Source organism: Bacillus coreaensis (assembly GCF_050586445.1).
GTDB lineage: Bacteria > Bacillota > Bacilli > Bacillales > Cytobacillaceae > Robertmurraya_A > Robertmurraya_A coreaensis.
In genome coordinates, this window is the sequence record NZ_JBOCCY010000009.1 from 73,651 (window position 1) to 90,353 (window position 16,703).

21 protein-coding genes, 1 other RNA gene and 1 pseudogene are annotated in these 16,703 nt (G+C 37.0%); 15 read left to right on the plus strand and 8 right to left on the minus strand.

The features are described from left to right. Nucleotides 1-4: 4 nt before the first annotated feature. A pseudogene (locus ACQ5H4_RS14920) lies at nt 5-244 on the plus strand (HAD family hydrolase); the annotation flags it as partial. A 74-nt stretch (nt 245-318) separates the two neighbouring features. Beyond that, entirely contained in the window at nt 319-915 is a 597-nt protein-coding gene (locus ACQ5H4_RS14925; RefSeq protein WP_430775782.1) for a dienelactone hydrolase family protein, read from the plus strand. A gap of 225 nt (nt 916-1,140) precedes the next feature. Here the strand turns inward: ACQ5H4_RS14925 and ACQ5H4_RS14930 are convergent, their stop codons facing one another. Further along, on the minus strand, nt 1,141-1,731 hold the full coding sequence (locus tag ACQ5H4_RS14930) for a YczE/YyaS/YitT family protein (RefSeq protein WP_430775783.1): 591 nt from the start codon (nt 1,729-1,731) through the stop codon (nt 1,141-1,143). Between the two features lie 18 nt (nt 1,732-1,749). Beyond that, nucleotides 1,750-2,190, minus strand: a complete 441-nt coding sequence (locus tag ACQ5H4_RS14935; protein ID WP_430775784.1) for a GNAT family N-acetyltransferase — start codon at nt 2,188-2,190, stop codon at nt 1,750-1,752. Nucleotides 2,191-2,302: 112 nt separating this feature from the next. Here ACQ5H4_RS14935 and ACQ5H4_RS14940 point away from each other — a divergent pair, with 112 nt between their 5' ends. From ACQ5H4_RS14940 to ACQ5H4_RS14950, 3 genes are read left to right on the plus strand one after another with little or no spacing between them, the layout of a single operon-like run. Next, nucleotides 2,303-2,755: a MarR family winged helix-turn-helix transcriptional regulator gene (locus ACQ5H4_RS14940; protein ID WP_430775785.1), complete on the plus strand. Its 453-nt coding sequence runs from the start codon at nt 2,303-2,305 to the stop codon at nt 2,753-2,755. 21 nt (nt 2,756-2,776) lie between these two features. Further along, nucleotides 2,777-3,295 (plus strand): spermidine/spermine N(1)-acetyltransferase, encoded by a 519-nt coding sequence (gene paiA, locus ACQ5H4_RS14945; protein WP_430775787.1) that lies wholly within the window; start codon nt 2,777-2,779, stop codon nt 3,293-3,295. A gap of 21 nt (nt 3,296-3,316) precedes the next feature. Beyond that, complete coding sequence (locus tag ACQ5H4_RS14950; protein ID WP_430775788.1) at nt 3,317-3,940, plus strand: FMN-binding negative transcriptional regulator; 624 nt, start codon at nt 3,317-3,319, stop codon at nt 3,938-3,940. Nucleotides 3,941-4,023: 83 nt separating this feature from the next. Here ACQ5H4_RS14950 and ACQ5H4_RS14955 read toward each other — a convergent pair whose 3' ends face one another. Continuing rightward, complete coding sequence (locus tag ACQ5H4_RS14955; protein WP_430775789.1) at nt 4,024-4,935, minus strand: EamA family transporter; 912 nt, start codon at nt 4,933-4,935, stop codon at nt 4,024-4,026. Between the two features lie 115 nt (nt 4,936-5,050). Between ACQ5H4_RS14955 and ACQ5H4_RS14960 the strand changes: the two genes are divergently transcribed. From ACQ5H4_RS14960 to ACQ5H4_RS14970, 3 genes are all read left to right on the plus strand, one after another. Continuing rightward, entirely contained in the window at nt 5,051-5,956 is a 906-nt protein-coding gene (locus tag ACQ5H4_RS14960; protein WP_430775790.1) for an AraC family transcriptional regulator, read from the plus strand. A gap of 214 nt (nt 5,957-6,170) precedes the next feature. Then, nucleotides 6,171-7,454: a cell division protein FtsZ gene (gene ftsZ, locus ACQ5H4_RS14965; RefSeq protein WP_430775792.1), complete on the plus strand. Its 1,284-nt coding sequence runs from the start codon at nt 6,171-6,173 to the stop codon at nt 7,452-7,454. A 129-nt stretch (nt 7,455-7,583) separates the two neighbouring features. Then, nucleotides 7,584-8,162, plus strand: a complete 579-nt coding sequence (locus ACQ5H4_RS14970) for a biotin transporter BioY (protein ID WP_430775793.1) — start codon at nt 7,584-7,586, stop codon at nt 8,160-8,162. Nucleotides 8,163-8,302: 140 nt separating this feature from the next. On the opposite strand, the gene ACQ5H4_RS14975 is transcribed toward ACQ5H4_RS14970, so the two are convergent. Then, nucleotides 8,303-8,581, minus strand: coding sequence for a hypothetical protein (locus tag ACQ5H4_RS14975; protein ID WP_430775794.1), 279 nt, complete (start codon nt 8,579-8,581; stop codon nt 8,303-8,305). 709 nt (nt 8,582-9,290) lie between these two features. On the opposite strand from ACQ5H4_RS14975, the gene ACQ5H4_RS14980 reads away from it, so the two are divergent. From ACQ5H4_RS14980 to ACQ5H4_RS14990, 3 genes are all read left to right on the plus strand, one after another. After that, nucleotides 9,291-9,866, plus strand: a complete 576-nt coding sequence (locus ACQ5H4_RS14980; RefSeq protein ID WP_430775795.1) for a helicase — start codon at nt 9,291-9,293, stop codon at nt 9,864-9,866. Next, nucleotides 9,863-10,294 carry a hypothetical protein gene (locus ACQ5H4_RS14985; protein ID WP_430775796.1) on the plus strand — a complete coding sequence of 144 codons (432 nt, stop codon included), beginning with the start codon at nt 9,863-9,865 and terminating at the stop codon, nt 10,292-10,294. Before ACQ5H4_RS14980 ends, ACQ5H4_RS14985 begins: the two co-directional genes overlap by 4 nt. 162 nt (nt 10,295-10,456) lie before the next feature. Beyond that, nucleotides 10,457-11,008, plus strand: a complete 552-nt coding sequence (locus ACQ5H4_RS14990) for a DUF3231 family protein (RefSeq protein ID WP_430775797.1) — start codon at nt 10,457-10,459, stop codon at nt 11,006-11,008. Nucleotides 11,009-11,163: 155 nt separating this feature from the next. On the opposite strand, the gene ssrS is transcribed toward ACQ5H4_RS14990, so the two are convergent. Continuing rightward, a non-coding RNA gene (gene ssrS, locus ACQ5H4_RS14995) (6S RNA) lies at nt 11,164-11,360 on the minus strand. Nucleotides 11,361-11,548: 188 nt separating this feature from the next. Here ssrS and ACQ5H4_RS15000 point away from each other — a divergent pair. Continuing rightward, the gene (locus tag ACQ5H4_RS15000; RefSeq protein ID WP_430775799.1) at nt 11,549-12,019 is read left to right on the plus strand and encodes a cytochrome c biogenesis CcdA family protein; all 471 of its coding nucleotides are present in this window, start codon (nt 11,549-11,551) and stop codon (nt 12,017-12,019) included. 268 nt (nt 12,020-12,287) lie between these two features. Further along, on the plus strand, nt 12,288-12,509 hold the full coding sequence (locus tag ACQ5H4_RS15005) for a DUF2933 domain-containing protein (RefSeq protein ID WP_430775800.1): 222 nt from the start codon (nt 12,288-12,290) through the stop codon (nt 12,507-12,509). A gap of 35 nt (nt 12,510-12,544) precedes the next feature. On the opposite strand, the gene ACQ5H4_RS15010 is transcribed toward ACQ5H4_RS15005, so the two are convergent. Both ACQ5H4_RS15010 and ACQ5H4_RS15015 read right to left on the minus strand, forming a co-directional pair. Next, nucleotides 12,545-12,670, minus strand: coding sequence for a hypothetical protein (locus tag ACQ5H4_RS15010; protein WP_430775801.1), 126 nt, complete (start codon nt 12,668-12,670; stop codon nt 12,545-12,547). Nucleotides 12,671-12,688: 18 nt separating this feature from the next. After that, a complete protein-coding gene (locus ACQ5H4_RS15015) occupies nt 12,689-12,925 on the minus strand; it encodes a PLC family EF-hand domain-containing protein (RefSeq protein ID WP_430775802.1) in 237 nt (78 codons plus the stop codon). A gap of 133 nt (nt 12,926-13,058) precedes the next feature. On the opposite strand from ACQ5H4_RS15015, the gene ACQ5H4_RS15020 reads away from it, so the two are divergent. Beyond that, nucleotides 13,059-13,772 carry a response regulator transcription factor gene (locus ACQ5H4_RS15020; protein ID WP_430775868.1) on the plus strand — a complete coding sequence of 238 codons (714 nt, stop codon included), beginning with the start codon at nt 13,059-13,061 and terminating at the stop codon, nt 13,770-13,772. Then, nucleotides 13,750-15,102 (plus strand): sensor histidine kinase, encoded by a 1,353-nt coding sequence (locus ACQ5H4_RS15025; RefSeq protein WP_430775804.1) that lies wholly within the window; start codon nt 13,750-13,752, stop codon nt 15,100-15,102. The genes ACQ5H4_RS15020 and ACQ5H4_RS15025 overlap by 23 nt, the downstream gene beginning before the upstream one ends. Before the next feature lie 45 nt (nt 15,103-15,147). Here the strand turns inward: ACQ5H4_RS15025 and ACQ5H4_RS15030 are convergent, their stop codons facing one another. Beyond that, on the minus strand, nt 15,148-16,461 hold the full coding sequence (locus tag ACQ5H4_RS15030) for an MFS transporter (protein WP_430775805.1): 1,314 nt from the start codon (nt 16,459-16,461) through the stop codon (nt 15,148-15,150). Between the last annotated feature and the right edge of the window lie 242 nt (nt 16,462-16,703).

Here is a 16,703-nt window from a genome sequence, read left to right on the forward strand (position 1 = left end):
GTGGATAGGGGGTGGTTTACCTGACAAACGCATATTTGAATTAGCCTTAAATAAGCTTAATGTGAAACCGGAATCTGTATTATTCGTTGGAGATGACATACAAAAGGATATTGGTGGTTGTCAAAATGAAAATGCAAACATAAAGGGCATATGGTTCAATCCTCATAGGATCAAGAATGATACCGAAATAAAACCATATGCTGAGATTCATTCTTTTGATAGATTATTAAGTAATGTTACATAATGGAGTTTAGTCGAAAAGAAACGGTATAATATGGTACTAGAATCGTGGAATTATCAGTTCAAGGGGGTACCTAAATGATTCAAATACGCAAAAAGTCTGATACTCTAATCATAGTCATACACGAAATTTATGGTATTAACCATCACATGCAGAGTTTTTGTGAATTAATATCAAAAGAAGGTTTTGACGTCATTTGTCCAAATTTATTAGAAAGAGACATAACGTTTGATTATTCCCAGGAGGAAGTAGCTTACCATGATTTTATGGAGAGCATTGGATTTACACAAGCTCAACATAAAATACAAGATATATTATCTGACGCTAAAGGTGAATACCAAAAGGTATTTATCATTGGATTTAGTGTAGGTGCAACGGTGGCTTGGTTATGTAGTAAGGAAGAACGTGTCGATGGAATAGTGGGATACTACGGTTCACGCATTAGGAATTATGTAGAATTAAAACCTAAATCTCCAACAATGCTAATATTTCCAGAGGAAGAACAATCCTTTCATGTGGATGAGTTAATTGCAAATTTAGATAACAAGAATATTAAAGTATATAAATTTAACGGAAAACATGGGTTCAGTGACCCTTACTCTCCTAGATATAACGTTCTATCAGCTCAATTAGCATTTAGTAAAACGGTAGATTTTATTATAAAACATAGTTAACACAAGATATTCAATGGAAGATACTTCCAATTTTATTACTCGTTCTAACGAAGATGATGCTGTCATGAAGAAAATCATTAAAATATTCCTTTACAATAAAAATAGTAAAGGAATACAGGCACTACCAGCCTAAATACTGCTCCCATTGGGTCATACCATCAGGTGATGACTCTTTTTATTTTGCAACTAGATGTTAGTAAAGGTGTTCATACCACCGTACACACGTTATATCCGTGCTAATACTTTTTCAGTAAACGGCATAAAGAAATTAAGTATTAGCCCTCCGAAACAAACGGTTAATAAAGTTCCTATGCCAATAGGTCCCTTGAAGATTAGTGCCATGATCAAGAATACGAAGTAAATGATGGTTCTCGAAATGAATATATTTATTCTAGTTAATTCTTGTATGATTAAGGTTAATCGGTCAACGGGAATCGTTGCAAAATTTGTGTGTAAATATGTTGCAGTTCCTAATCCTATAAAAACTAAGCCAATTCCAAAACAAACGGCTTTGCTGACCCATAGTTCGGGTGTTATTATATTTTGCAATAAAAAAAGCCACATATCAATTGCAATCCCCGTTATAAATGCTGTTACCAACCCCAAGATTTCTGGTTTTTCCCTTTTTAAAATCGAATTACAACCTATCAATAGTAAAGCGATTAGTATTTCCCAACTTCCCACAGTAAGCCCTACATTGTTTGATAGTCCTACCAAAAGTGCATCAAAAGGGGAAGTTCCAAGATCTGATTGGATAGTGAAAGAAATACCAAGGGTTAATAGTAAAATTCCAAATACAAAAAAAACATATTTCACTTTCCTCAACCTCATCATTTATTTACAAGACAATTGTTTGAGCATGAGAATATGTGGGATCCCATCTTCCATAAAGATAGGTGATGAAGTATGAAACCCGAGTTTTTTATAAAAACCTTCCGCCTGTGTTTGCCCATGTAATTTAACCTGTGACACTTCCTGTTCTTCTGCAATTTCTTCTAACGCTTTTATAATGATTTTTCCAAGGCCAAATTTACGGTAAGGTTCAAGGATGCAGATTCTTTCCAATTTGCCTACTCCATCAATAAATCTAATCCTTCCCGTTCCGGCTGGTTGCTCATTGTAATGGACTAAAATATGTTCGCAGAGTCCATTTAGTGTATCAAATTCATCAAATTCATCCTCTAGTGGTACGCCTTGTTCTTTCACAAATACTTCTTTTCTAATAGCAAATGCTACCCTTAATTCTTCATCGTTCGTTGCTCTTTTTACATTCATATGAATCAGTCCTTTTAAGTTTTTTTGTTGCAAACGCAACAAAATTAGGTTAAATTTAACATAAACCATTTTTGTTGTATTTGCAATAAAAATATATGCTAAGGAGGTAATTATGAAGGAAATTCTTCGAGAAATTGGAATGATAGCTAGGGCATTAGATTCTATAAGTAATATAGAATTTAAAGAATATGACCTGACAAAAGGGCAGTATTTGTACCTTGTGCGAATATGTGAAAACCCGGGAATCATTCAAGAAAAATTAGCTGAGATGATAAAAGTAGATCGAACAACAGCTGCTCGAGCGATAAAAAAACTTGAAATGAATGGCTTTATTGAAAAAAAAGAAGATCAACATAACAAAAAAATCAAAAAACTCTTTGCAACCCAGAAAGGGGAAAATGTTTTTCCTTTCATTAAAAGAGAAAATAATTATTCCAATATTGTGGCATTAGATGGGTTTACCGAAAATGAAGTAGAAACCATTTTCAATCTTCTTCAAAGAGTAAGAAAAAATGTAGAAAAAGATTGGGAATATGTAAAAAAGGGAAACAAGAGAAATTATTGATTAGATAGAGGAGCTATTTAAATGACTATAAATATTAAAAAATGTACCCTTGAAGATTCGCACCAACTTCAAGAAATTAGTTATGAAACTTTCAATGAGACTTTTAAAGATCAGAATTCACCCGAAAATATGAAGGCCTATTTGGAGAGTGCATTTAACTTAAACCAATTAGTAAAGGAGTTATCCAATAATTCTTCAGAATTCTTTTTTGTTTATTTTGAAAATGAAGTGGCTGGCTATTTAAAGATCAATACCAATGACGCTCAGTCTGAAGAAATGGGTGATGAATCACTTGAAATCGAGAGGATATATATAAAGAACAAATTTCAAAAACATGGACTTGGAAAATATCTGCTAAATCAAGCAATAGAAATTGCGATGCTGCGTCAGAAAAAGAACATCTGGTTAGGCGTATGGGAACAAAATGAAAATGCTATAGCTTTTTATCAGAAAATGGGGTTTGTTCAAACAGGAGCCCACTCTTTTTATATGGGTGATGAAGAACAAAAGGACTTTATCATGACAAAAACACTCATATAACTTTTTTGAAAGGTGGATATTATGTATATTCCAAACTATTTTAAGATCACAGATGAAACAATAGCCTACGATATAATGAAAGAACATGGTTTTGCGACTCTTTTTTCTAGGCACGATGGAATGCCATTTGCCACTCATTTACCGTTAATTTTGAACAAGGAACATACATACTTATATGGACACTTTGCTCGTCCAAATCCTCAGTGGACAGATATCAACAATCAAACCGTTCTAGCTATTTTTCATGGTCCACATGGTTATATTTCCCCATCTTGGTATGAGACGAATAAGGCAGTTCCAACATGGAATTACGTGACCGTTCATGTTTATGGAGAAGTCGAGCTTTTGGAGGACGAAAAGGAGTTAATGAATTCCTTACATGAAATGGTATTGAAATATGAAACTCCTGACAGTTCATACAGATTACAGGATGTAGATCCTGAGTTTCTCGCTGGTATGAATAAAGCAGTTCAAGGTTTCAAAATAAAAATCAATAAAATAGAAGGAAAAGCTAAGTTAAGCCAAAACCATACATTACAGCGACAAGAGTTAGTTATTAATCAACTAGAACAAATTTCAAAAACAGATGAACAACAGATTTCCTCCTTAATGAAGGCAAATGTAAAAAAAGGCAGTGATTGCTGAAGCAATAAACGATAGGCTATCTCTAATTACTTTTTTTAGTGAAATAAAGCCCCTTTTAGCCATGAAAAAGGGGCTTTTGCTACTTAGTAACTAACCTCTGAGTTAGATGCTTTACTCAAGGCCAATAATACAATCATGAAAAGGATACAAGTGGTACCAACCCATTGAAACATGCCAAAGGGTTCTTTTAACCAAAAGACAGTAGTTAAAACAGCTGCAAGTGGCTCGATACTTCCTAACAGGCTGGATTCTTTAGGTAAGAGACTTTGCAGACTTTCAATATAAAACCAAAAGGCAATCATTGTTCCAAAAATAATAACGAAAACGAGGTATAGATAAGCTTCTAACGGTAACGCCTTCAAATCTATTTGCCAAGGGGGATGGATAAAACTTAAGGCAACACCACCGATGATCATCGCCCAACCAACAATAACAAGGGAATCGTATTGCTTTAGTAAGGGAATGGCATATAACGTATAAAAGGCAAGTGCAACTCCAGATAAAACACCCCAAATAACTGCAAGTGGTGGTACAGATAATTGTGAGATGGATCCATTTGTTAATAAGAAAAAGCTCCCAACTAAAGCTAGTGAAACGGTGATCAAATCTCTTTGTGTAAATACTGCTTGATGGCGTAAAACCACGTAAATGATAATCATTACAGGTGCTAGATATTGTAATAGGGTGGCCACCGCAGCATTTCCGTGTTGAATGGAAGCCATATAGGTGTATTGAACCGCAAGCATTCCAAGTAACCCGAATATAATCAAGGAAATAGCGATGCTTTTGGTTTTCCAAACCCCAAGGATTTGGGCACGATCTTTTCCGAAAAATTGGATCGTTAAAAGTAAAAATCCAGCGATCAGCAATCGCGTCGTTACCAGCCAATCAATATCGATTCCATACTGTTCAAATAGTTTTTTTGCAACAGTTCCTCCAATACCCCAAAATATTGCTCCTGTCATCACTAGAAAAATCCCTTTGTTTCTACTCATTTGGTTTCTCCTTTAAATACAAAAATAGTGCTATAATATGTACTATTTTACCTAAAAAAACCATGTAATAATATCTAAATTGAATAGAAAAATATAAGAATATTGAGGTAGGGTTATGCAAATAAAAAACTTTATGGTTGACCATAGTTTAAAAGAATTAACAGAACATCGAACCGTGGTGTTACCCTTTGCCTGTTACGAAACGACCATTAATCAAAAGATAAATGGATATATCCCACTTCATTGGCATGAGGAATTTCAGTTTGTTCTCGTGATAAAAGGAGAGGCCCTTTTTCATATCAATGAGGAAACCGTTACTGTTCGAGAAGGGGAAGGACTTTTTATTAATGCTGGCTGCCTACATATGGCAAAAGATAAGAATGAGTCTGGCTGTGTCTATATTTGTTTGAATGTTTTACCAAGCTTTGTCCTCTCACAAGAACTGTATTCCACCTTCGTATACCCATATATTCAGGCGACGAATATCCCTTATTTACTTCTAGACCCCAAGGAGCATTGGGGGAATACGATTCTAGATTCAATGATGAAAATCAGTCAGTTGGTCAAAGAAAACCCTCCATATTTTGAAATCGATATCAGTGTCCATCTCACGTTCATTTGGAAGAATCTTATCATGAATGGTGTTCCGTTAGTGGTCGAACAGTCGGAAATTGTAAAAAGTCAACGAATGAAGCAAATGCTCCATTGGATCCATCAGCATTATGCGGAAAAAATACTCTTAGAGGATATTGCACGAGCCGGCCAATTAAGCCGATCGGAATGTTGTCGCTATTTCAAACGAATGCTAAAGAACACACCCTTGAATTATGTCACCAATTACCGAATCCAAAAAAGCTTAATTTTATTGCAGCAATCTGATTCCAATGTGACAGATGTTGCCTATCAGGTAGGATTTAACAGCACAAGTTATTTCATTGATAAATTTCGAAATGCGATGGGTATGACACCGTTAGGCTATAAAAAGTATAAGAGGAATGGAACGAATAGACTTGAACCATGAGGGGCGTTTTGTGGCAAAACCAAAGGCTTTTTTTCTATTTGTAAACACTACCGAGTCGCTTGTGCATTACTCACAGATGTATGACACTTTATTACTGTAAAATTACAGTTCTATAACAAATCGCAGAAAAAGACAGAATTTCCAAGTTGGTGGCGAATTTTATAGGTATAGAGAAAAATAGGGGGCAATATCTGAAGCTTTAGGGGGACTATATATGCTAGAATTTGAAGCCAACATCGATCAATTTGCCACTATAAAAGTAATTGGGGTTGGCGGCGGCGGAAATAATGCGGTGAACCGGATGATTGAGGATGGCGTGCAGGGAGTGGAGTTTATTGCCGTGAATACAGATGCACAGGCTCTTAACATGTCAAAAGCAGAGGTCACGATGCAAATCGGCGGTTCGCTAACCAGGGGCCTGGGGGCCGGTGCCAATCCTGAAATCGGCAGAAAGGCTGTTGAGGAAAGCAGACAGCAGATCAGTGATGCCTTGCAAGGTGCGGACATGGTGTTCGTAACGGCCGGAATGGGCGGCGGAACAGGGACTGGAGCTGCGCCGGCGATTGCCCATATCGCGCGCGAACTTGGCGCACTTACCATTGGAGTGGTGACTCGTCCGTTCAGTTTTGAAGGCCGCAAGCGGGCACAAAATGCGGCAGCCGGAATTGAAGAGATGAAAAAAGCCGTGAATACGTTAATCATCATTCCAAACGAGCGGTTGCTGCAAATTGTCGACAAGAAAACGCCGATGATTGAAGCCTTCCGTGAGGCGGACAATGTCCTCAGGCAGGGTGTGCAGGGCATTTCCGATTTGATCGCCGTGCCAGGCTTGATTAACCTGGACTTTGCTGACGTGAAAACGATCATGTCCAACAAAGGAACGGCGCTTATGGGCATCGGAGTGGCTTCAGGCGAAGACCGTGCTGCCGAAGCTGCCAAGAAGGCCATCTCCTCGCCGCTGCTTGAAACAAGCATCAATGGCGCGAAAGGAGTGCTGATGAACATTACAGGCGGCATGAACCTCAGTTTATATGAAGTCCAGGAAGCGGCCGATATTGTGGCGGCTGCAACAGATGAGCAGCTTAACATGATTTTTGGATCGGTCATCAATGAAAACCTGAACGAAGAAATCATGGTGACCGTGATTGCGACTGGCTTCGATCATGATGAGGAGGAAGCTCCGCCGTCGAACACATCACGTCGTACTAGAGACAATATTGCCAATTCCCGTGAGCAATACCAGGGTCATTATAGACAGCGAGAGCCTGTTTCCCATTCAGAATCGGGGAATTACGGCCAATTCCAAACCTACAGCCAGTCCGGAAGCTACGGTCAATCCAACAACTACAACCAGTCTGGAACCTACTACAGCCAATCCGGCAATCTAAGCCAGCCGCCTGCCTACGAAGAGCCCGCGAATTTCGAACGGGGTACCCAGCAGCAAGACGACTCGCTTGATATTCCATCGTTCTTGCGGAAGCGAAGCAGTAGGCGGTAAACCAACGAACAAAAAGGCCAAATCATTTGCGATTTGGCCTTTTTTGGGGTTGACAAATTTTTTTAATATTTATAAAGTTTAATTGTTAACCTAATTTAAAAATAGTTTACATTTAGAGAGGAGAAACAAATGAAAAAGGAACAATTGAAATTAAGAATGATGATTGTAACAGCACTTTTTGCTGCAATCATTGGCGTAATGGCTCAAATGACCATTCCACTTCCGCTCGTTCCAATTACAGGACAAACCCTTGCCATTGGCTTAGCAGCAACAATCCTAGGTTCTCGATATGGAACCTTATCGGTCATTTTATATTTAATTATTGGTTCTGCAGGAGTCCCAGTATTCGCTGAATTTTCAGGTGGAGTTTCCAAACTTTTCGGACCTACTGGAGGTTATTTAGTTGGATTCCTTCCAGCTGCCTTCCTAATCGGATGGTATATGGAAAAAACAGCCTTCAACTTCAAGAATGCTATGATTGCTAACAGTATTGGAATGCTCGTTACTTTGGCATTAGGCACGGCTTGGCTAAAGATTGCTGTCGAGCTTTCTTGGTCAGCTGCTTTTGCAGGAGGATTTACTCCATTTATTATTGGTGGGTTAATCAAGGCTGCCCTTGCTTCGTGGATTGGTGTTTTAGTTCGAAATCGATTAATTTCTGCTAGGCTATTGTTTTCAGAAAAAATAGACCAAACAAAATCAGCCTAAATTTTTATTGATTTGTAGTTTATGCTTTAGCTTGATTTTAGGGGAACGTAGTAATATTTTGTATTTACGTTAATTTGGTGTTTGTTGAACAAGAGGTTACCTTCTTGTTCAACAAATTTTCATTATTAATAAGTGATCTTTTATTTAATTGACACAGCAATTTCGTTTAAACTATTAAGAATCGTTGGTTTATCTCCACCACAATAGAAAGCTGTTACCAACTCATAGCATGTATCCTTATTTATTAAATAACAACGATGTGTTCCCATATCGTAAACAAAGTGACTTTGTTCTTTTCCTTTTGTTCCATCAAACACTTTATAATGACCAAGGTCAAATAATTCTCGAACACCACTTTGGGCCAAGTCTAGAAATTCTTCTCTTGATACCTCTCTTAACGCCACTAGTCCTTCTTTCATATTAAAACCTCCAATATTGATTCTATAAATTATATTTTGTAATTTTATATTATAATGACTTCTAAACTAGAATAATTATAAACTAATATCTAGTATAAAGCAAATATCATTTCGAATAATATTAAAAACTCATTATGATATCTAGGAATCAATTATCGTAATGCATCAATATGAGGTACTCATGGATTTATGAGTTGAATACAATATCTTGTCCTTAATCGAGTAACCAGCAAAAGTAAAATAGGCGAAGATTTTTCCGTTAGATGAAGAATGGAGCTCGTTTCGGGGTAAATAAGGGAGGGTTTTCCGATTATGCAAAGAAAAAACTCTACTTTTCGACTTTTTTGAGCCAATAGGCGGAATCTCTCCTTCTATTTAAGCTTTTTTTAATAATAAATAATAATTAAGCGGAATTTCTCCGCCAATTTCTCAACTCGGGTGCTTAATCTGATCCACCAACCGATAAGCGCGGACCCTCTTGACCATTCATCGACCAGCTTGTAAAGATAGAAACGTTAATAAATAAAAGATGTATTTGAATTCATCCGTCAATTCTTGTGTCTTTTAATAAGAAAGCACTCGAAAACAGAACCCTTAACATTAGTTGAACCCCTTTTTTTGCTATAGAGTAGGTAAGTTACCCAGGAAATTTATGAGTATTTATTGAATATCATTATATCCGTTCATCCCTTGTAAGGAGTGACTATAAATGCGTATCCCAAATGTAAAGATATACCCTGATTGCTCATTTATAACTAGAACAGTAGATGTTGGTGGCCTAACGAAATGGGAACTTATCGAGAAATTGCAACAAACTTTTATATTGATTAATGAGTATGGGAAAAGGCTGTTGGCTGATGACAAGTTTACGACCTCTGAAATAAAGTACAGCCTGCCGACCGTTGAACTAACCGTTGGGAATCTTGGCTTTCCTGATGGAGCTACTACGGTTGAGATCTTTAACAGAGCGAAAGAACTTGGGTTAGAATTGTGTCCGATTGAATTAGGTCCCTATTTAAGACTAGAGTATCTAGATCAGCCTGAGGGGTCTTCAGGAAATCCATTACAGCAACAACAAGCTCCATCAGGCTCCATCACCATCGCATCTGAAATACTAACCGAAGATGATGATTTTCCGAAAGGATTTTATCTTAGACGAATAAACGGAGTCTTATGGCTACGCGGATACCTGGCAGACCATCTGCATGTTTGGAATCCTGATAACCATTTTATCTTTTGCAAAAAGGAAGAAGAGAGAAATCATCAGGGATTTAAGGAGGGGTGAGTGAACTGAGGAAGATTCTAAGTTTATGCCTTCTCTTGTTATTGGTTTCCTGTCAAACGGTAAGTGATAGTTCTTATATTACCGAAGAAGAAGTAGTAAAGGTGATACAAGAGAATGGAATTCAATTAGTTGAAGCTGATTTTCCACGAGGGAACGCTTTCGGGTCCGAATTAAGAAATGTAACGCCAGGCAGCTATCTGTTAAATGAGAAACCGCTTTTTATTTATGAATTTGAAAATGAAAAGGAAATCGAGAAGGCGATAAGGGAATTTGCTAAAAAAACCGAAACAATGGAATTAGTTTCTTCTAGTATGTTTGAAAAGAGAAATATCTTAATCTTTTATGTGCATGAACAGGATTTTGATTCAGAATTAATCCCCTTTGAAAAAGAAATACAAGGAACATTGGATCGTATAAGTGAGGGATAATGGTTCATGGGGACAGGTACACTGTCCTACATTCACTTAAGTACTTCACTTTAGTTCATGAAAGGTCGGAAATTATTTTAGCATTAGCTGTCGCTCCCACTGCATAATAACTTGGTAAATGACAGAAATTATGGAGGATGTAGGAGTTCAGGAGGGAATGACATGTTAAATATCATAGAAACCATCATGGATGCTATGAAATCACAATCTGACCAAGACAAAGACCAACCTCTTCATGTTGGAGAAGTAATGGCGTGCTGGATTTACTTATCAGGTCTTGAATTAGCTAAAGTGTCTGTACAAGCGGGGATCAATACTACGACTGATGAGGAACTAAAATCAATTCTTGAAGAAGATTTAAAATTAGGGAACAGTCAAAGGGAAAGACTTCATGAGTTCCTGGTGAAAGAAGGGGTTCCGTTACCTCCTGCCCCGGAAGATATGCCAAAATCAGATGCCAACAGTATTCCTCTTGGCGTTAAATTAACGGATGATGTTCTAGCAAACGAATTATCTTTAAAAATTGTAAGTTTAATTATGCAAGCTGCAACTGCAGCTTCCGAATCCATCCGTACAGATGTGGGTTTATTGTTTATTCAGTTTCAAACTGAGAAATTTGCATTCGCTACTAGATTAAAACATTTAATGCGTAAGCGAGGTTGGATTCGAGTCCCACCGTTTTACCTTCCACCTGGCTCCACGAATGAATCCTAAGGGACAGGGTTAACTGTCCCGCTTTTTTTATTTTGAGATATTCCAGTTTTAATGCGGAGGAATGGTTTGTTTTCAAAAAATTCACCACTAGCTGACTTATCTTTTTTGACAATAAAAAAACAGCTTCCAAAGGAAACTGATCTGCTTTACTATATGTATCTGCCGCAATTGCCGTATAAAGGTATAAGAAAGTTTTAAACCACCACTCCTCAAAGTGGGTGTTCGCAGAAACATTCCTGCCTGTCCTCCTAGTCGTATAGACGGAGACTTGTCATTCGTGTTTCGATGTTAAACTCCCTATTACAGCTTAAAGGTTAAAACTTTATTATGAATACGAACAATGCAGCTGATGTACTTATACTACTATGAGTTGATTTTGAATTCAATGGTAATCATTCCTCATACATCCTCTAACTTACTCTTGTATTACGATGAAATGCCTCAACCCAACCTGATGGGAAATTTGTCTGCGTGGAGTGATGTATTAATTTTACCCTTGAAAAAATTGTAGTGTTTTCAGGCTTAGGGCTTCTTGTGTTTTTGTTGGGAAGAGAAATACAAGCCGAATTAACCGGTTACTTCCAATGGTTTAGAAAAATAATTGGTCCGTTATTTATTTTTGTAGGGTTATTTATGCTTCAAGTTTTTCGATTTCCATCTCCCTTACCGCTATTTGAACAACCGAAGCAATTATTCAAAAAAGGGAAATGGGGTTCTTTTTTAATGGGTGTTAGCTTTTCTTTAGGATTTTACCCAACCATGTTTGTCTTGTTTTTTATTACCTTAATGCCGATTGCTCTTTCTACAACTTTTGGTGGGGTGTTACCTGGAATTTTTGCCATTGGTACGACGATTCCGTTGTTAATCGTCCTAGTATTGATTTGGTATTATGGTGCTAGCGGAATTTTTATGAAGAGAGGACGCAAGATAGGGAATATTGTTCAAAAGGCGGCAGGTGTTATTTTCTTAGTGGTTGGAATACTAGATACGATTACCTATTGGAACATTTAACTTGTGAAAAGCTTGTGAAGAAATGGCTCAGTTATCAGGAAATGCGTTAGAAACTGGGATCGGAACAGGAGCAAACCTACCTTTTCTAGATAATACATTTAATTAAAAACCTATGAAATTATTATTATTACTACAGAATATTAGGACACTGGTGAAAAAGAAAAGGGCTGAATGATTTGTTCATAATCTCCAATTTTTGTTCACAATTTCTCGATAGAAAATCCTTTTTTTGAAGTTACACTTTAGAAAATATGAAGGAGTGATATCGGTGGAATGGTTATTATTACTAATTTGTCCACTCATGATGCTTTTTATGATGAAGGGTCATTTTTGGGGGCATAAAAACAGTCATGGAGGGCACTCTCATCAACACCATGACGCACAAATTTCAAACAATGTACTAACTAAAGTAAAAGATCTTGAGTTAGAGAACGAAAAACTTCGAAAAGAAATAAGTGAGCTCTCTTCACTGATTAGAAAAGAGGTGTAGACGAAAAGAGGGTGAGATCCACCCTCTTTAAACAGTTAATTAGCTTTATCAGATTTTAATGCTAGTTTTACGGCAAAGTAGACAATGATTCCAATTGTGGCTAGGTTAAGCGCCCATCCTAGTAATCCTACACTCATCATGTCAAACCCGAATCCACCCATCATAAGTGTTCACCTCATTTAAAAGTTGTTCATCATATTTACTGTATTTGTATTTCCCATCATTCCTCCATCTCCGTGGCAAGAATCATACATTTCCTTTAGTTCTTTCGTTGATAAATCAGGATGCATTTTCTCCATATACGGCTTCATTTGTCCGAAATTCAATAGTCCTTCTCCATTTGACTGAGCATACGTAAAGGTTCCTGCCCCGAAAATAACGCCTATACTTAAAATCCCTACAACTAATTTTTTCATGTTCACCTCTCCTTTCTTGATTTCATCTTATCCTTAAGAAATGAAGTTCTTATGGAGAACTTATGTGGAAGTTGTGAAGATTGATGGATTTGATTTGTTTAATGATAAAATATCAACAAGGAGTGGGACGACAATGACAAAAATTTTATTAGTTGATGATGAGCATATGATTTTGGAGGTGCTAGACGCTTACTTTCAAAAAGAAGGATGGGAAATCTTCACCGCTTTAAATGGGCTTGATGCCCTTAAAAAAGCAAAAGAGGGTCATCCTGATATCATTATCTTAGATCTGATGTTGCCTGATATATCTGGAGAAGAAGTGTGCCGATTAATAAGAAAGGAAAGTAATGTACCCATTATCATGCTTACCGCAAAATCTTCTGAGGAAGATTTAATTCATGGTATTGTTTTAGGGGCTGATGATTATGTCAAAAAACCGTTCAGCCCAAGAGAAGTAGTAACACGTGCTCAAGCATTAATTCGAAGAGCGACAAAAATGGAATTTCCGAATAAACTGTTGTTTAATGACAACCACTTGAAGATTGACACCTTTAAGAAGGAAGTGGTGTTGGAAGGAGAAGAAGTTGCTCTAACACCAATTGAATATAAAATTCTAGTATCAATGGCAAGTTATCAAGGAAGAGTGTATAGTCGTTCGGATCTGTTAGAAATGTGTCAGGAAGATGGAGCTTACTTTGAAGGATATGAACGGAGCATTGATACGCATATAAAAAATTTACGTAGAAAAATTGAACACAATCCGAAGCATCCAAATTATATTCTGACTGTGTTTGGGATGGGCTATAAGTTTGGAGGGAAAGCAAATGTTCCGGACACTGCGTTCTAAAATTCTCTTTTACTTTTTATTGTTATCGCTTTTCGCTATTTTCCTGACTAGCTTATCAATTTTATGGGGATTTGAGCAGAATTTTACGAGGTATATACAAGAGGATCGAGAGAAAAGTATTCATGTAATCAAAGAAGAAATAATCCAGGAATATGAAAATACAGGGAGTTATGTCAGCAATGAACTAATGGGTTTATTACATCAGCAAGCGATGAACGATCGTTTATTTTACCAGCTATATGATATAAGTGGTCAAGGGATAGCTGATACAACGAACATGCTTGGAATGATGGGAAATACGGGAACAGGAGAATACCAATCGGAGTTGTATGAAATTAAGTTAGATAATCAAACGATTGGTACAGCAAAAGTCTATTATCCAAAAGGTCTTCTTGGGGCAGAATCTACTTTCTTTCAATCCATTCAGCAATCGATTTATGGAGCAGCAATCATGATCCTAATCGTTTCTATCCTATTTAGTATGTTGTTTTCGAAACGATTGACATCGGGGTTTACTAAGTTAACAAGGGCTGTTCGTGAATTGCAGAGTCATAGGAGCGGCATTCGTATGCCTGTAGAGGAATTAACCGTAGAAATGGTACCTCTTGCTCAATCCTTCAATGAACTAGCCCAATCTCTCTTTAAAGAGGAAACCCTTCGGAAACGATTTACAGCTGATCTTGCTCATGAACTTCGAACACCTCTAGCTACATTGAGGAGTCAAATAGAAGCATACCAAGATGGAATATGGGAGCCAACGTCCGAAAGATTACAACAAAGCCATAATGAATTAATGCGCTTAGTTCGTTTAGTGAATGAAATGGAGAATCTTCTAGCAGCAGAAAATCCACAAATTAAGCTGCAGAAAACGGAGATTGAACTTGGAGAAATTCTCATGCATGTGAAAAGTCAGTTTGGTCCTTCATTTCTTGAAAAGGGTGTTCATCTGAAGGTGATAGAGCCTGTGGAAGAATATTTGATGGAAGCGGATAGAGATCGAGTGATTCAAGTATTAACGAACATCATTAATAATGCTCTTCAATATACACCACCTGGCAAAGAGGTTGTTGTTTCAATTGTTAACGAAACTCAGTTCGTTGGTTTTGCTATCAAAGATGAAGGGGTAGGAATTAGGAAGGAAGATCTACCCTATCTATATGAAAGGTTTTTTAGAGGAGATAAATCAAGGGACAGAAAATCTGGTGGGATTGGGATTGGCCTTTCCATTGTAAAAGCATTAGTTGATGCCCATCATGGGAAAGTAACAATTGATAGTCAATTAAACGAAGGGACAAAAGTGACGGTATTATTTCCTCTTCTTTTATTATAGAGTAGAGAAGGACGGGGGCATCATCCTGTCCTTCTCGTGGTGTTTTCACTCTATTCCGGTTTTTCTTCGGAATAAAACTTCAGGTACCCAGTTATTAAATGGTTGGGTACGATGCTGAGAATGTTCAATTAACACATGAGGTGCATCCTTGGGTTTGTCTGGTTTTAATGCAGCTTTTTCTAATGAATTTTGTAAAGGTTGCCATCTTTTTATTAATAATACGACTATAAATAATAAAACTCCAGTGATTAAGAAAGTAAACCAAGGAAGAATGTTTGTTTCCTCTAATAGTCTCCCACCGATGGATTTTCCCCCAGCTTCACCAAGTCCAGATACTACATTTGATAAGGCAAAGAATAATCCGATTAGTTCCGCTTTGGATAACTGTGAGATTGTGCTATCAATGGTAGGTAAAATAAGCATTTCTCCAAACACAAAGATTGCTCCACTAAAAACTAAGTAGATAAATGACTTTGAAAAATATAAAGAGAATAATCCGACCCCAATTAGGAGAATCCCCCAACTAAGGGCTGATAAAGGGTGAACACGGTCAATATATTTCTTCGTTATCACTCCTTGTAATGAAATGACGATTAGACTATTAATAGTCCAGATAAGGGCAACATTTTTAGGTTCGGGTAGGATAAGGTTTGCTCTTAATGGCAAAGCAAGGGAAAGTTGTGCGTATAGCATCCATATAAAGATACTAATCATACTAAAAACCATAAATGGTTTATTTTTAAACGCTTCACGATAGGCGCTAGAAGGTACTTTTGGGCATGCGAAATCCCCACAATTTTTAGGAAGTAAAATCCAACTCTTTAAGGTTAGGAGGAGGTAAATAATTCCTGCTATCCAAAAAATTAGCTTTGACGTTCCTATAAACAAAAAGAACACAATTAAGCCAGCTGTTGCAGTCCCAATATTAGCCGCAATTCCTCGAAAAGAAAAGGCTGTTGTTCGATTGTTTTCTGAAGCTAATGCCGCAATGGCAGCTTTTGTAGAAGGGGCATTTAATCCATTTCCTAATCCCATAATGGTGGCAGTTATAAAAAAAGGCCAATAAGTTGTAAATAGACCAAAGCCCATAATTCCAAATGAGCCAATGAAAGCACCTAATCCGATAATAAATCTTCTTCCAATTCGATCCGCAAGGACACCACCTGCGATACTCCCAATTTGAAAAGCAATAGCAATGCTAGCCAAAATGGTTCCAATCTGTACTGTATTTAAATTCGCATTATTCTTTAGCATGATCGGTAACATGGGAAGAACTATATAAGTGCCTAAATGGGATAGTAGAACACCAAGAAGTAATATGAGCAGAGGTTTTTCTAAGTTTCTTAAACTTTGTAGCATTGATACCACACCCTCACGTTTTATATTGTATTTGGAAAGGTTTCTTTACCTCCGTTACCAAATACTCATCTAGCTTTTTATTTTTGTTAAAATTAATAAAAAATATGTATTTTAGGATTATATTTAAAAAATAGGGCCTTATTTTCACTACAGTGTTATAAAAGGGTTCATCTCACTCAAACGTTAGGTGCTTAAAGATACGAATATTGAGTAATACTTCGGACATAGTAAATTATGATATT